The 18,006-nt window shown below is 72.3% G+C and carries 1 protein-coding gene (only partly in view); it reads left to right on the top strand.

All coding sequences use genetic code 11. The annotated features are described in order from the left end of the window. Positions 1 to 18,006: part of a WXG100-like domain-containing protein coding region (locus ACWF9G_RS00770; RefSeq protein WP_452512622.1), annotated on the top strand (this coding region is incomplete at its 3' end). 23,479 nt of the annotated region lie beyond the right edge of the window; the window shows 18,006 of its 41,485 annotated nt.

The raw sequence follows: 18,006 nt of genomic DNA on the forward strand, positions 1-18,006 counted from the left end.
GTGGAGATACCCTCATTTCTCGAGGTTGTCAGCTGGGTGGCGGGCTCGGAGTATCCGGAGGGTGATCCGGATGCGGTCCGGGCGATCGGAGCTGATTGGCGCACGGCAGCCGAAGAGCTGATCGCGCTTCTCGACGACATCGACGCGGCCAAGCTGGCCTCTCTCGACGCCTATCCCGATGGGGAAGGCCAAGCGGAGATGATCGCCCGCTTCGACGAGTTGCGTTACGGCGGCACCTCGTTGAACGAGCTGGCCAAACAATTCGGTGAGCTGGCCGACAGTACCGACACCGCGGCCGAGGAGATCGAATACGGCCAGCTCATGATGATCACCTCGCTGATCCTCCTGCTGGCCGAACTGCTGTGGGCGCTGACCGCGGGCCCGTTCGCGCCGGCGCTGGAAGCGACGGCCATCGCGGTGACCCGCATCGCGATTCGGTTCCTCGGGGAACGCCTCGTCCTCGGCGTGCTGCGCGCGATGGCCCGCGCCGGCGGTAACCGGATCGTCAGCTTCCTCGCCAGGGAGGTGGCGATCGATACCTTCATCGGTGTCGGCCAGGAGGTCGGTGTCAAGCTCGCGCTGGGGCAGGACATCAAGCCGGACCAGTTGGGGATCACCGCGTTGACCTCGGCGGCGGGCGCGGCCGCGGCCAGCCCCCTCGCCGGGGTCGTCCAGAAGCGGGTGTTCACCCGGATGCCGGCGGGCGCGGGGCCCGATGCCGCTCGGGTGCAACGGTGGAGCTGGGCCGGTCAAGGGACTTCGGGCGCGGTCGCCGGTGGTGTGGCCGGGTTGGCCGGTGCGCAGGCCGGGTACATGGTGGGTGCGCTGTTCGGGCCGAGTCCGCTCGACCCACGCATGTACACCGGCGGTCTGCTCAGCGGTGCGGCCAGTGGTGGGTTGCGCGGGCGGATGACGCAGATGGCGCAGACCCGGCCGCATTGGCAGCGGCGTGGATTCACGCTCGACCCGGCGAATTGGCATCGGATCGGGCTCGATCAGCGGGCCATGCCGATGCCGACGCCGCCCCCAGGTCCCCGGGCGGACCCGAGTACCGACCCCAGCCGGGCGGACCCAGCCGGTGACGATCCCGCTACGCCCAACCGTGGCAGTAACGAACCGTCCACGCCCAACCGTGGCGCGAATGACCCGTCGGCGCGAAACCGCGGCGGTCCCGATCCGGCCGGTAACCGGCGGGCCGGGGATCCGAACGCGCCCGGCGACGATGAATCACGGGTCACCCGGCCCGGCGGCCGGACCGACGACTCCGACGATTCGGGACGGGCGCCGAGCAACCGGCCGGGCGGGACGCCGGGTGACGACGACGGTGCGCACCAGCCGCGCGCGGGTGATCCGGATGCCGTCACGGACCCGGTGAATACACCTGAGGGACAGCAGGATCCGGCGTCCGATCCGGCCACCCGCGGGGAGAGCCGGGCGGGAATCGCCGAAGGCGCGAACGAACCAGGGGTGTCTCCGGGGTCGCCGTCGCCAGGCCTTGATGCGGGGCCGGCCGGCAGCCCGGCGACCACCGGTGAAACCGGGGAAGCGGGCGATCGGACCGGGGTCACCGTCACCGCCGCACCCGAGCCCGGTGTGACGGGACAGCCCGGTACCGCCGAAGGCGCGGGCGGGCAGTCCGATTCCGGTGCTACCGCTGGTGATGACGCCGCGGCGGGGGAGCGGAAGCGCGCGGACGAGGACGGCGAATCGCCCAGCGACACAGGCGCAGGCGCGGATTCCGGCGTCACGGGCGTCACCGGTGCCCAGCCCGGTGCCGCCCAGCCCGGCGCCGCCGAGCCTGGTGCCGTTCGTGGCGGCTCGGATCCGGCGACCGGCGATCCGGCCGCGCTCGCCGGCTCGGAGACCGACTCGGACAACGATGATTCCGCCACGGGTGTGGTGGCAGGCGCTGGTGCGGCGGGTGCCACCGCCGCCGCGGTAGGCGCCGGGACCGCTGGGCGGGCGGGGCAGACGCGAACGGCGCCGCCGCGCGGACAGCGGCGAGCCGCCGAAGCCACACAGTCGAATGCACCGAACGCGGACGGCGGTGGCGACGATCCGGATCGTGTCCTTCCAGCTCCTGAAGGTGAGGGTGACGCCGGGTCCAGTGCGGGGCTGACCGACTCGCCGGACGCGGACAGCGGTGTCGCGCCGCGGGCCGGACTGGCCGGATCCGACAGCGCCACAGGTGAATCCGGGTCTCGGGCCGGTATCGGCGGCGCTGTCGACGGCGCGGTGCCGTTCCAGCCGATCGGTGATTCCAGGGCCGGTGCCGCGAGCGCCGACGGTGGCGACGGAGCCGGGATCGCGGCGGCGAGCACGGGGGCAATCGCCGATGACACCGCTACCGCCACAACGGATTCCCGACTTGTTACCGCGGGCCAGGATTCGAGCCGACCCGGTGCGGCCCCGGACCCGGCGCAGCATCAGGCGGTCCGGGACGAGGGTCGCCCGCTGCCCGCGTCGGACCACCCGGACCAGTCGAGCGACTCCGCGGTCCCGGCGACGGACGGTCCCGTGCGCGCCGAACCGGGCGGCGACGCGGACAGCCGGTCGCGGCCGGACCGCGACGATGTCGCCGATCAGGACCACCGTGGGCGAACGGACGCCGACGCGGCCGACCCGAGCCGACGGGTGCCGCCGGATCAGGACGACCAGGCTCGGGCAGACGGGGACCGGCGGGATGCGCCGGATCAGGATGACCGGGCTCAGGCCGACGGGGTCAGGCGAGATGCGCCGGATCGGGACGACCAGGCTAGGGCCGACAGGGACCGGCAGGTTGCGCCTGATCAGGACGACCGGATTCAGGCCGATCAGGAGGGGCAGGCTGATCGCGATGGCCGGACCCGCGCCGATCGGGACGGCCGGGCCCGGAACGACCAGGATGGCCGGGATGCGGCGGACCGGGATGCCTCCGGTGTCGCCGATTCGGATGGCCGGAGCGCCGATCCGGATTCCGGTGACGCCAGCCCTTCGGATGGTGAGACATCGTCCGGTGCAACGCATCCCGATTCGGACGCGGACAGCTCTGCGCAGCGGAACGACCCGGCTACCCGCCCGGTCACCCCGCAGAGCGGGACTTCACCGACGCCGCTGGCGGGAACCGTCGCTCCGGTCACCCCGGGCGATTCCGTCGACACCTTGACCGGCGCGCCGGACCCGCATCCCGAGGTGTACCGACCTCGGGCGCTCAACCGTGGTGAATGTCTGCGGTTGTCGCTGTCGGAGATCGCGCGCGCGACGGGGAGCCGGGTGATCTCCGTGCCACGGTTCCGGCAGGGACCGCGTGGGACCACCCTGGCCGACGCCCAGCGGGCAGCCGGTGCGCCGCTGCAGGACGTGGAACCCGCGAATCCCGACGAACCGCCGCATCAGCGGCTGGCCGACTTCCTGCTGGGGCGGCGCGAGGTGGGCGCGCAGGCGCTGGTCGTCGACACCTATGCGACCGGTCCCGACGAGTTCGGGGTCGGTTCGCACGCGTACCGGCTGGTGGTTCGGCAGGACCCGGACACCGGCGAGCTCTACCTCGAGGTCTCGGATCCGAGCCTGTCGCGCCGGACCGGTTTCCCCCCGTCGATCCCGGCCGATCTGTCCCGCATCAGGGCGGTGGCCTACGACGCCGAGGGCAATCCGGTATCGCTGCCGACCACGGCCGATACCGACACGCGCCCGGCCGATCTGGACAGCGAACGGGTCGGTACCTCGGTCGATCCGTATCCGCAGCAGGTTCGGGACCTGTTGGCCGACACCGAAACCGGACGAGACATTCTGCGGCTGATCGACCGCTACGGCTTCCGTGAGCACTACCACCCGGCTGACGCGGACAACACCAATGCGGCGGGCTGGCACAGTGCCGACGAGCACGCCGTCAACATGCTGGCCGAGGGGCGAACCCACCTGCAACAGGCGATCACGTTCGTCCATGAGGGCGTGCACGCCCAGTTCACCGCGGAGGGCCGCACCGCGAATATCGATGCGCGGATAGCGGGCCTGAGCCGGGACGAGTACATCGCGGCGATGCTCTACGAGGAAGCGAGCTGTAAGGCCAGGGAGTTCGACTTCATCCAGGAGCTCTACGACAAGCACTACGAGGTTCCGGATACGGAACTGAACGTGCTCTACCGGAACACCTTCGACGCCGAATTCGCCGCGGAACTGGCCACCCACCCGGACCCGGACGACCCAGGTGCGCGAGCGGCGGCGACCGACGCGGCACGCGAAGCGGGTATCCGGGCCTTGGCCGCGCAACTGCGGGTGCTGTATTTCGGGCCGTTCAATTACGCCGAGTACTACGGGACGGCGTACGACAACCGCATCCGCGTCGATGAGTTCGACGGTGTGTTGCACCCAGACGGTGCGGTGGGGAACCGCATCGGGGAACTCACCGCGGCACGACGGGACCTGGTGCTGCGGCGGCCGGACATCGAGGACGAGATGTCGGAGACCTTGCGCGCCCTCGGTCTCGACAGGTCGGCCCATCCCGGCGGCTGGGGTCGTGACCTGGGCCTCCTGTCCCGGGTTGTGGACGCCGAGCGTGCTCGGATCGACGACCGACTCGCCTCGCTGGCAACCGAATTGGGTGTCACGCCCGACGCGGTGACCCGTGATCTGCTGACCGGCGCGGCCGCCGAACGCCGGATGCAGGTGCTGCGGGACGACCTGAATCTGCGCAGGCTTGTCGATCTGATGGGCGAGCGGACCAGGACGGAATGGAATCTCGCGCAGGTCAAGGTCGATCTGGTCGACTTCGCCGCGAGCCACGTGCTCGACCGGGAACTGGCCGCGCTCGGCACGCCCGACATCCGGACCGTGACCGACCGGGTCGGGCTTGCCGACACCGACCCGCCGGTGGTGATCGTGGTCGGCAAACGTGCGGACTTCGTCGCGGTGCGCGACGCGGCGGCGGCGGACGACGACGGCCTGCGGGCGGCACTCGACCGCGACGACGTCGTCCTCCGGTATCGCTCGGCCCAGGTCGACAGCGACGGGGCGATCTATGTCGAAGAGATCAGCCCGGACATGGCCGAGTGGTGGTCCGGCGGAACCCTGCTCGGGTCGGAGCCACCCCCGGCGCCGGGACCACCGACCACCGCCGTCGCGGATCTGATCGAGGCCCGGCTGCGTGCCGTGCACGCCCTGCTCGATCGGAGCGACGCGGGCCGTCGGGTGCAGAATCTGCTGGCGGACGCCGGGACCGACTACGCGCACGATCCGGGGCGAGAACCCAGGTACGAACCGTATGCGAACCGGCTGGTGCTGGACTTCAGCCTGTCCGATCCGGAACTGGCGCTGGCCTTGGCGCACGCGTCGACGCACGCCGACGCGGCGCGGACGAGCACCCTACGCCCGGCGCGGCTGCGGATCGAGGAGAGCGAGACCGACTACGTCACGCGCATGCTGCGTGAGGAAGCGCGGTCTTTCGCCGCCGAGTTCGACATGCGTGCCGCGCTGCGCGAACTGCGGCACCCGGTGCCGACGGACCGGCTGGAGCGGGAGTACCAGCAGGCGTACCGGCGGGGTCGCCGCGCGGCAGAGATGCTCGACCCGACAGCGACCGCGCGGCATCAGAGCGCTGGTGAGCGAGCCGGGCTCGACCGGATCACCGAACTGCTGCGCACCGCGGGCCCGGACGACGCCGATATACCGAAGCTGCGTGAGCTGTACGAGGCGGTGTGGCAGGGTGCGCAAGGGCAGCTCCCCGGTGACTTTCCGCTGCCCACCGCGTCCGGACCGGGGAAGCTCACGCCCGGCAGCCCGCCGTCGGCCGGTGACGGCAGTCGCCGCCCGCCGCTCGCCGCCGATGACCCGACACCGCGCCCTGTCACCGACGAGGAACCACCGCCGCGCCGGAGCCGGTCCGAGGTCGAGGGGCCGGGTGTCCGGCCGGACACCGCCAGGACCGAGCGGGAACCGTTGCGCACCGGCGATTCCGACGGTTCGGCCGCCACCGCGGTTCGGCAGCCGAGCAGCCCGGTCCGGCCGGAATCGATGCCCGGCGGTGCCGACGGTATTCCCGTTCGCCTGCACGAACCGGGCCGGATCGCCACCCCGGTGCCCGCGGACATCTCCGCCGCCGACCGGGCGCGGGTCGCGGCCGCCGACGACGCCGTCGACGGCACCGTGCTGCGGGAGGGCGCGCTGCCCGACGGCGGCACGCCGCTCTACCGGGGCATTCCCCGGCTGCTCGCCGACGGCACGGTGAATCCCGCCTATCTCGACGCACTGGCGGGCAGGGCGGTACCGCGTGGCTCCGACGAAGTGTCGGCGCAGGACCACATCACCCAGCGGCTCGGCGCCGTCAGCGATTCCACGTCGTGGACGCGTGATCGCTCGATCGCCGCCCACTTCGCCCACGGTGACGGGGTCGTCGCCGAATGGCGGGCCGGGGCGCCGCCGCCGGACGCGAACTGGCGGTTCAAACCGATCCTCGATACCCCCGACGAATTCGCGCAGGTGCTGATCCAGGGCACGTTGCCGGATGTCCGGGTGACCAGGATCGAATCCACCCGTGGCCGGTGCGCTGTGCTGGCAGTCGCCCTGATCAGTGCGCTGACCGGGCGGACGCTGCCAGGCTTCGGGCGGGCAGTCGGCGAATCCGGTGTCACGGGTGACGAATTGCAGCGGGCGACCGGTGGCAGGCTGGTCGACATCGGCGATCATCGCGATATCGCCACCCGGCTGCTCGGCATGCCGCCGGGGTCGATGGCGCTGGTCGTCGACGAATACGGCGGTGGTGTCGACGAATTCGGAGTCGGATCGCACGCGTACGTGCTGATCAACGACAACGGTTCGCTGGTGGTGCGTGACCCGAGCAGGCACCTGATCCACGGATTCCCGCCCGTCGTGACCGGCGACTCCGTGAGTACGCACGTGATCCTGCTCGACGAGAACGGCCATGCGGTCCACCCGATCGATAGCGACGCGAGCCCCGTACCCGCCGGCGGTCCGCGCAGCCGCATCGGGTACGCGCTCGACGAGCCCGGAGATCTGCTGCGAAATCTGCTGCAGCAGACCGAAACCGGTGCAGGCATGCTGTCGGCGATCGATGCGGGCGCGCTCCGGGTGCAGTTCGACCACGGCGACCCACCCGACGGGCGAATGGGGGAGTTCCGGCGATCCGAGCAGGCCGCCGTCACCTATACCGCGGGCAACGACCTCGTCCAGCAGGCGCTGAGCCTGGCGCACGAGTCGGTGCACGCGGAGGTGTACGCGCGTGGCGAGAGTGTCCATTCGCCTGCGCGGATCCGGGAGATGACACGCGCGGCCTATATCCGGGCGATGGTCACCGAGGAGACCGCGGCCACCGTGCGTCGCCTCGAGCTCGGCAGGGAACTCGCCGCGGCCGGTCACCGGGTGCCACCGCATCCGCTCGACGCCGCGTATCAGCTCGCCCACGACAATGCGGTTGCCGAATTGACCGAGGCCGGAACGGATCCCGATGAGATCCCGGCGGCGGCCCGTGCGGCGGTGATCGACGCGCTGCGGCCGATCATGGCGACCACGGTGTGGGACAACGGCCGCACCTACACCGAGTACTACGGCTCGCACTACGACGACGTGCTCGCTGGCCGGGACCCGAGCGCAACGCGCGGCGCGCTGCACACGCCGACCAGCCAGGAGGTCGCCGCCGAGCTGCGCGCCGCCGCCGCGGACCGGGAGGCCGCAGCCCGGGAATTGCGCTCGGCGACAGAGACACTCACGGATCTGGCGGCCCGGGCGGATATCGACCCGACCCTCGACCCGGATTCGCTGCAACGCCGGATCACCGCGCGCTATGACGAGGTGTGGTCGGCGATCGTGCGGCCCGAGCCCGGCGGGCCGCCGCGCGCCGAGCTGGAGGACGCGCTCGAGACCCTGCGCACGCTGCGCACCCTCGCCGAGACCCACGCTTCGGCCGCAGGCGAGGCCGCGCGCCGGGCTGCCACGGTCGCCGAGGCGGCGACCCGCGATGTGCTGACCAGAATGATCGCGGAGCACGACGGCGCTCACCTGCACGGTGCGGGCCTGGCCCGGATTCCCGGACCGCCGCAGCGCCTGCTGGTGGCCGCCGCGCCGGGCGGACATCGGCGTGAACTGCTTGCCGCGATGCAGGATCCGGAGCTGCGGTCACTGCTCGCCGACCGGTCGGTCGGGCATACGTATCTGCGGGTGGACGTGGATCCGGCAGGGGAGGTCCGGGTCACCCGGATCCCGCCGAGCGAGGCCATCGGCGTCGTGACCAGACATTCGGACATGGCACCGTTCGACGGCCCGCCACCGCGAGACCCCCAGATCGATGTCCTGCTGACCCGGCTGGGCGACCACCCGGTCGGTGCCTGGGCGCGCGACACCATCGCCCGCCTCGGTACCGATGTCGAATTCGGCGAGTCGGGGGCCGATCGGTATCTGCCCACCCGAAACCTGTTGCGGCTGAATCCGTCCGCCGAACCGGCCGACCAGCTGCTCGCGCTGGTGCACGGCGCGATCAACGCGCACCTGGCGCGGCAAGAGTCGGTCGACCCGTCGGCGAGCTCGCGCGCCGACTACGTGGACCGCATGGTGGACGGGGAGACCAGAGCCACCGCGATGCGGCTGCTCGCCGCCGCCCAGCTGCGCGCGGCGGGAGAACCGCTCGCGGCGCCAGGTGATCTCGAACAGCGTTACACCACGGCCTTCCGCGCGGCGCGGGATCAGGCCTGGATCGGCAATCCCAGCACCCCGGCGCACGAACTCGACCGGATCGGCAATCAGGCGGGCCTCGACGCCCTGAGGGCGGTGGTCGGGGCGGAACGACCCGAAGCGCACGGTCGCACCTTGCGCGAGATCTACGGCGACGCATGGGATGCCGCACACGGCATCCGGCCGTTCGCGGACGTGGTCCGCGCCGCGCTCGACTCGGGTGTGCGCACCGTGCGGATCATCGGTCCGAGCAGCGCGTCCGCGCACAGCCCGCGGCGGGTGGAGCTGGTCACCTACCACAATGGGACCAGTCTGATCCGGGAGATCGACGGCACCACCCGGCATGCGGACGCGCAGGAGTTGTCGGCGGTGCTCGGCGCCGCGGTCGGCGCGCACATCCCGCGGTCGGTGCGGGTGAGCGACACCGTGAGCTATCACCAGGTAATGCCGGGAGAGTCTGCGGCGCAGCGTCATCCGGGCTTCGGTGAGCCGCATCGGCTCGGCTATCTGAATTTCCTCAGTGGGCGGGCTCTCGCTCTGTTCGACGCGCTGACCGGGATGCCTGCCCGAGATCCGGACAGCTGGTACATAGATGACGAGCGCCAGGTCGCCGGCGTCGGCAATCGCCGTGCGTTCGAAGGAGATCCGACGCCGGAGACGCTGAGCCCGTTCGCGGCCGCGCACTTCCAGCGGGTGGCCGACGACGGTGCGATCGTGTTCCGTGCCCACGACCTGACCAGCTCGGAGGTCGATGCCCTGCGCCGTCGGGTCGAGGCGGCCCGGCCGGAATTCGAGCGGCTCGGTCGTACGGACTGGCACGACACGGTGCTGGCCCGGATCGACGCGCTGGCCGCGTTCGCCAGGCCCGACGCCGACGCGATATCCGGTGACGACCGGTTCACCGTTCCGGCCGACGCGCGGAACTTCTACGTCAACCGCTACGGCGGCCAGGACGGGCAGGGGATCGCGGGCTGGGTGGACGCGGACGGTGTGCTGCGGGTCCGGGTCGGCCAGGTCCCCGGCGGGCCGACGCCGACCACCATGTTCGGCGCGCTGATGCGCGATCTCGGCCATCTGGTGCGGTCGGTGGAATTCGAGCTGCCCGCGGTCGACGGCACCCCGCGGGCGCTGGCCGCGGCCGCCGACGCGGCGCGGGCGGATCGTTTGCGCGGCGGGCTGGTCGCCGACTTCGGCTTCGGCGAAACGACAGTCCGTTCCGCTGTCGACGGCGACTACCTGCACGCGACCCGGCCGGACGAATCCGCGGTGCGCGACCCCTTCGATGCCGTGTTCGCCGACCGCGGGGACACCCCGGTGCGTGGCTTCGCCGACGCGGTTCCGTTCCCGCTCGGCGATCTCGTCGAGCCGCCGCGCGCCGAAGCCACCGCGATCCTGAACGCCACCGCCGCCGGCCGCCATGCGGATGAAATGCTGCGTGCGGCAGATGCTTCGGTGCGCTACGAGCGTGGCGAGTCGCCCGGCGATCTCGACAGCGCGAATCTGATCACGATGGACTTCGTCGTCGACACGACCGAGCGGGATCAGCCGGCCCAAGCCGCGCAGGTGATCAGGCTCGGTGCCCTTGCCGAAGCCGTGGTCGGGGGCACGTTGCCGGTCAACCCGGGCGTGATCGCCGCGACGGCCAGGGCCGACTTCGTCGCCGCCGGCATTCGCGCGGAGGCCGACGCGCTCGGCCGTCAGGCCGAGTTCGCCAGACAGCTACAAGAGCTGGGCTATCCACCGCCGGACGCGCTGCACAGCGACCAGGCCGAAGCGGCCGGTCTCGCCGACCTCCACGAGCACTACCTGGCCGCCTACGACGCCGCGTACGGTGCCGCCGCACCCGGCTCCACCGATGCGCAGCGCGCGGCTGCCGCGCGGCGAGCCGGTATCGACGCGCTGCTGGCCGACGGCACATTCGGTGACAGGCGGCTCGACCGCGCGGCCCGGACGATCGCGGAGCGCTACGCGGATGCCTGGGATGCGGTGCACGACACCGATACCGGCGAGTTCCATCGTCCGGCGGACGACGCGTCGGCCAGAGCGTTCGACACCCTGGTGCGCAGGCGGGCCGAACTGGACCGGGAGCTGGCCCGGATCGATGCCGCGAGGCAGCGGATCGTGGATCCGCTGCAGGACCGCTACGGAGACGCGCACCGCCCTCGGCACCTGGTGGACCTGGCACAGAAAGCGCTCCGCGGAAAGGTTCCGCGGTCGGCGAGGATCCTGTTCGCCGACGGTACCGACCTCGCGGAGCGCCGCATCGCCGTGACCACCGAGCGGGCCCGCGTGGACGCGGCGATCGCCGCGCACACGTTCGCGGGTCGATTCGCCGACGAAGCGCACACGAGCGACGCGAGATTGGTCACCGACACGGTGGCGCTGATCCCTGGCGATCCGGCCCGCCTCCTCGTCGCCGACTCCCCACTGTTCGCCAACGAGCTGCACCGCGCCAGGGACGCCGACGAGGCGGTGCGCGCTGCCCTCGACCAGCCGGACACCACGATCACCCGGGTGCAGGTCGGTTACTCCGACACCGGAGCCGTCCTGGTGCGGCAGAGCGCGGACGACCCGAGGATCGCCCGCGAGGACGGAACCCTCGGATTGCCCGGCCGCCGGGATGATTGGCGTGACAGCTTTCCGAGCTCGCGCTCGCAATCCGTGCCGGCCAGGGCCGAGGTCGAGGAGGCGCTGATCAGGCCGATGGGCGGGTCGGCGGCCGGTTTCCATGCCGGTTCCGATATCGCGCACCTCGGCGTGCGGATCCGGATCGCGGTCGACTCCGACCCGTCGATCGATCCCTGGCTGTCGCTCGGTGATCGGCGCGAGCTGCACGGCTACGATCCCGCGAGCAACACCCTGGTGCTCGACCCGGATTCCGGTTCGGCCGCGCACATGCTGGCCGCGCACGAAGCCGCCCACCTCGCCCGCCGCCATGCCGAATCCGACGGTCTGCGCCTGCCGTACACGCTGACCAGGGACGAGTACATCGCCACCATGCTCGACTGGCAGGCCGAGGCCCTGGCCAGGGCATTCGCCTGGCGGATGCGGTTCGAAAGCTACAAGAACTACTGGACGAACGGTTTCGCCACCAGCCCGCTCGAACGGGCCTACCGCGCCGCGTACCGCCGCGCGTACAAGGATCTCGGTCTGATCCGCGGCGACCAGTCCATGCAGCACGTGCACGATGCCGCGATCCGGGCCGGCATGCGTGCGGTCCGGGCCGGGCTTCGCACCGACGGGCACCAGGTCGCAGGGATCGATTACCAGGCCCGGTTCGGTGACCGGTGGGACCGCGCACACGGGTTCCGGCCCGGCGCGACACCACCACCCGCCACGGAACCGCAGGCACCGGCCCGGGATTCCGCCGCGGATATCGACCGGCAGGTCCGCAGATACGCCGACGAGATCGGCAGGCTGGCCGAGCATCGGGCGGCAGGCCGGGACGAGATCCCGGTCGGTCCGGCCGAGCGCGCCTACCAGTCCGCCTACGACCGTGCGCTGAACGAAGCGTCGCGGACCCAGGACCCCGAGGGCGATCACACGCGCGCCAGCCGGCGGGCCAGGGAAGCCGGATTGGCCGGGCTGCGCCGTTACCTGGAGCGCACCGGGCTCGAAGTGGCGGAGCAGCAGATGGACGTGGTGCTGTCCATCGCCGACCCGCGCACCCGTACCGAAGACCGGCACATGCGCCTGACCGATGCCTGGGACGGCTGGTACGGCCCGGTCGATCCGGACCAGCTCGCCGCGGCCGACGGGGAGAACCGCCTCGATGAGCCGGTGACCGACGGTATTCCGCCGATCCGGTCGCTCGACGACGGTGTCGTCCCCGGCACGACGAACCTGTCGCCCACCGCCGCCCCCGACCCGTCGGTTGCGGCCGTCTGGCAGGTCCTCGGCCACACCGCGGCAGGCAGGGACGCGATGGCGGCCCTCGGCGCGGCGGATGCCGCGGTGCGCTTCGGCGATCTGGGCCCGCGTGCCGATCAGCCGGACTCCTTCGACGCGCGCACGCTGTCGGCCTTCGTGAACACCGGTGAGCGTGGCGATATCGCGAACGCGGCCGCGGTCGTCCGGATCGCCGAACTCGCGGATCGGGTGGTGGCAGGCGACCTACCGGTGAACCCGGCGCTGATCCGGGCCACCGGTCGCGCGGACTACATCGACGCGGGGATCCGCGCCGAGGCAGGCGCCTTCGGCAGGCAGGCCGAGTTCCTGCGCGAGCTGGACGGTCTCGGCATCGCCCGCTCGGATGACATGGGCGACACCGGATTCCACCGGGAGATGCGCGAGCAGTACCTGGCCGCCTATGACGCCGTGCTCGCCGGCGACTCCGACGGTCGCACCGAGAACGCGCGGCTCGCGGCGGCCCGCGCCGCGGGTGTCGACGCCCTGATCGCGGGTGGGCTGCTCGACGTCACCGAGGGGTTGAGCGACCGATTCGGCCGGGAGTGGGATGCGCATCGCGACGGCGATGCGGCAGGCCTGTCCGCGGACGCCGCGCGCCGAGCCGACCCGCTGGTGCGCCGGCTCACGGCGGCCGACCGGGACATCGCCCGGCTGCGTGTCGACTGGGACCGCCATTTCCAGACGCTCGCCCGACGCGCCGGGATATCGACCGAGACCATGGGTCTGGCCGATCGGCAGACCGCCGAGACCCGGGTCTGGCGGGTGCTGCCCGCGCTCGGCAACGGCATCAAGTACGGGCAGTCGATGGCCGAGTTCATCGACGTGGCGGCCCGGCTCGACGCGGCCGAGGCACGGCGGAGCCGGATCGCGGGGGAGCTGGTCGCGGTGGTCGGCCGTGACGTGCTCGACCACGAATCCGGGGTGCTGCGCTGGGTTTCGGATCGCGTCGCGGTGCGCGACGGTGCGCCGCCGCGGGTGCTCGTGCTGGACGGTGGTGCCGATCTGGTGTCGGCGGTGCGTGCGGCACGGGTGGGTGATCCGGAGCTGGTTGGCTTGCTGCGCTCGGGGGAGTTCGACGCCGAGCGAGTGCGGGTCGAGGTGGACGACTCGGGTATCGCGCGGGTGCGCCGCGACCCGGTGGACCTGGCCGCGGCCTGGACCGAGGCGTCGCAGCGACCGCCGCGAAGCTCCACCGAGACACGGGAATCCGTGCTGGCCGAGCACGGCGCCGAGTTCACCACCCGAACGCCGGACGCGATGTCCGCCGCGGCCGTCGACGAACTACGCAACACCTTCCGGCACGACCCGCAGGCCCGATGGGCGTTGCGGGTGTTCGACGCGGCCGGGGTCCAGATCCGCCTCGTCGGTGATCCGGACACCGCCGGGATCGGCGCGGAGAACGGCGGCCGTCGGGCCCCCGGCTCGCTCGCCGGTTACCAGCCGACCGCGAACGCGGTGCTCATCGACCGGTTCGCCCACCCCGGCTTCCAGGTGCTCGCGCTGATCAGGGCCGCGACCCTGGTCGAGCGCCTGGGCGCCGATCCGCTGGCCCGGCTGACCACCCTGCGCGACGAGTATGTCGACCTGATGCTCGACGCCGAGGCAGCGGCGCTCGGGCGGATGTACGAATTCGGTGCGCTGCACTGGAAGTCGCTCGACCCCGGCTACGGGATGCTGTCGAGCAAAGCGCGAGCCGAGCTGAGGAAGCAGCCGCGCGGTTCCCAGCTGTTCGGCGATGACCCGCTCGCCGCGGTATACATCGAGGCGTTCGCGAGGGCCGAGCGCACCGCGACCCGGATGTACCGGCGCGACGGGCTGGTCGAGCAGGCGGAGATCCACGCCGCCGCGCACCGCTCCGCGGTCCGGGCGATCCGCGCGAATCTGCTCACCGACGCGGCCCTGGCCGCAGGCGAGGATCCGGCCGGATTCCATCAGATCGAATGGGACCGCGCGCACGGCATCGACACGGTCGACGAGTGGGTGCGGCCGGCCCAGGTGGACCCGGAGTCACCACAGCGCCGGGCGATGCACGCCGACGCGCTGGTCCGTGAACTGGAGACACTGCGGCGACGCCGGGACGAGCAGGAAGTCGTTCCGGAGAGCCCGGTCGAGCGGGCGTACCGGGAGGCCTACGACAAGGCGCATGCCAAGGCGGCCCGCAAGCGCGCGGCCGACGCGCCGCTGCCCGAGCACGTCGCGCACGCGGCGGGCGCGGCGGCGGTGCGGCGCTACGTCGAGCAGAACGGCATCGACGTCGCCGAGATCGGGATGGATGTTTCCCGGCTGGCGGAGGTCAACTCGCACGGATATACCCCGTGGCCCACCGACGTCGCCGAGCCGGTCGGCGAAGCGGTCGCAGACGACAGGGGCGCAGCGGTGGACCCGCCCGCCGACCCGCCCGCGGATCCGCCCGCACCCGAGCGTTCGCCGGAGGAACTGCGCGACTTCATCCGCACCGGACTCGACCAGGTGGTCTCCGAGACCCAGGGGGTCGATCGGCCGACTCCCCAGGTCGCGGTTCTTCCCGGGACACCGCCGGAGCTCGTCGTCGCGGCACTGCCGGGTGGGCACCTGGACGCGCTGCGTGCGCTCGCCGAAGTCGGTGATCCCGATTCGGGGTTCCCGTACGCGAACGTGTTGTGGGACGGCTCGCACCGGCTGACCTATCTCGCCCTGCACGAGAGTGGGGGCGGCCTGCCGGAGGGCAGGTACATCACCCGGAACGAGGCCGAAGAGGAGTTCCGGCCACCGACGCAATCCGATGTCGCCACCGCGATGCTGGCGGCGTACCTCGGCTACCGCGCGAGCGGCGACACAAGGATGGATTTCGACGCGTGGATCCGCCAGCTCGGCCCGGACGCGTTCGACACCTACGAACATCGCACCGGCCGAAGGCGATTCGGGCGGGCGATCGTCGAACAGCGCACGGAGCTGACCCACGGAGTTCCGTCCGCCGGTCATGCCCGCGTCACCGGCGATCCCACGATCGAGCCACCGCACCCCGCCGAAGTCGCCCACCGCCTGTTCACCAGGCAGGTGCCGTTGTCGGTGCAGGCAGACTGGGACGCGGTCACGCCGGACGCCCATCCGGTCCGCACGGTCACGCTGAACACGGCCGCGTGGACCTATGAGGTCCGGGTGGTGGAGAGTCCACGCGGTACTTTCCGGCTCGCGCCGCCACGCCCACCCGGCACCGCGGCGGACGTGCTCTCGCAGCACTTCGGCGATCTCACGGCCACCGATCCACAACGCCTTGTCGCGAACATCGCGAAGATCCTGCAGGACGGCTCGGCCTACGTCCCCGCCGTGTACCTGTTCGACGACCCGTCGATGGACCCGCCGCCCACCGGCGACTCGCCGGAATTCCGGCCCGCCGCACCCGATGGCGCCGCCGAGCGTGCCGCCGCCGATCTGCGCAAGCAGGTTCTCGAACGGCTCACCGCGCAGCGTGACGCCGCCGCGGCCGCACTGGTCGCGGCAGCCGACCCCGATGCCGCGCAGGCCGCGCTCGCCGCGGCCGAGGCCGAACTCACCGCCGCGACACATCGCGATGTTCTGCTGCGTGCGGGCGCGGGTGTGCTGTTCGGGGATCGGGTCGGCGTGGTCCTCGGCCGACCGGCCCACGTGTTCGTCACCGGCGCTGCCGACCCGGTCGCGGCGGTCCGCGATGCGGTACGCCAGGATTCGCGTCTCGCGGACATCCTGCGGCTGGCCGCGGTCGATGTGCACCAGCTGCGCCCGGACGCCGACGGCACTGTCGGAATCCACGAGCTGACGCTGCCCGCCGACCTGACCGGGCGCCCGGAATCCGGGGAGCAGGCTCCACCGAACCGTCCGGGCGCGGACAGGGGCGAGCAGACGGGTCGGCAGCCTGGTGCAACTTCGGAATCCGTTGGTGTGCAGCGAGATTCAGCCAACTCCGGTGGCCGGGCCGAGCCGGGCGCCGGCGCCCGCCGCGAAGGGTCGGAGCCGGATGCGCCCGCTCCGCAGCCCGGCACAGCGGGCGACGGCGGCGCAGGCAGGCCGCCGGGCGAGCCGCCCGCACCGACCCCGCACCCCGACGACGATTCGGACGGTGGCGCCCGAGAGGGTGGCTCGGGCGATGGTGCGCGGGGGCGTAACCCCGATGACAGCGCACGCGGTGCCGATCCGGATCTCGCCGATGCGGGCCGGCTGCAGCGCGCCGAGTGGGAAGCGCGCGAGGCCACCGACTACGCCGCGTGGCTGCACCGCCGGGTCGCGGAACTTGCCGCGTTCGCCGACCCCGCGACCGACTGGACCCGCCTGCGCGCCGAGATCGCCGACCACCGCGCCGCCGATGCGCGCGATCGCCTGGACGCGCTGCGCCGCGAACTCGCGGATCGTTTCGGCCAGGACGGCCGCACCCGCCCGGTCGATCCGCGTATCGCCTGGGGGCGACGCGAGGACACCGAGCAGACGCCACCCCCCACCACCGAGCCGGAAAGCGGTGCGCCGCAGTCCACGGACGCGCAGCAGCCGGGCTCGGGCACACCTCCACATCGTTTCCCGCCGTTGCCGTCGTACCCCCCGCCGCCGGCGCACCCCCCGCAGGTGCCGCCGGTCGCCGAGTCGTCGTCGTATCCACCGCCGCCGTCCTACCCGCCGCCGTCCTACCCGCCGCCGCCGGTGCAGCCGCCGCGTATGCCGTCGCCGGTGCCGGAGGCGCCGTCGTATCCGCCGCCTCCGTCGTATCCGCCGCCGCCGGTGCAGCCGCCGCATGTGCCGTCGCCGGTCTCCGAGGTGCGGTCGTATCCGCCGCCTCCGTCGTATCCGCCGCCGCCGGTGCAGCCGCCGCATGTGCCGTCGCCGGTTCCCGAGGCACCGTCGTATCCGCCGCCGCCGGTCCAGCCGCCGCATGTTCCGACACCGGGTTGGGTGGCCGGTGGGCCGACTTTCCTGCATCCGGTCGCGGACTCGACCGCGCCGCTGCTGAATCAGTGGGGCACGCAGCTGGATCGGGCGCGGGCGGAGGCGGCGCGCCTCGCCGGGGATGTGCTGGCCCAGGCGGCCGCGCTGGGGGTCGACGTGACCGGCGCCGACCCCGACGCTGCGGTGCGCGCGGCGGCCGCCAGGGTCGCCGAGCTCTACACCCGGGTGCAGGAGCCGCTGCCGATCGGCGACGCGGGCGCGTTGCGCGCCCAGCAGGACGCGCAGCGGCAGTTGCGCGAGCTGCAGCCCAGGCTCGCCGAACTCCAGCGCACCCATGCCGCCTACCGGAGCGCGGTCCAGGCAGGCGAGCGGGCCAGGCTCCAGGCGCTGGCCCTGGCGTACGCGGATGTGATGGCGCGGGCACAGGCGCGCGATGCCTTCCGCTGGCGCGGCTTCACCGACAACGGCACCCGCATGCTGGTGGTCTCGCCGTGGGCCGACCCGAGCCACCTGGTTCCGCAGAGTGAACGAGCCGCGCTCGCCGCCGAC

The sequence above is a fragment of the Nocardia sp. NPDC055029 genome, assembly GCF_053608525.1.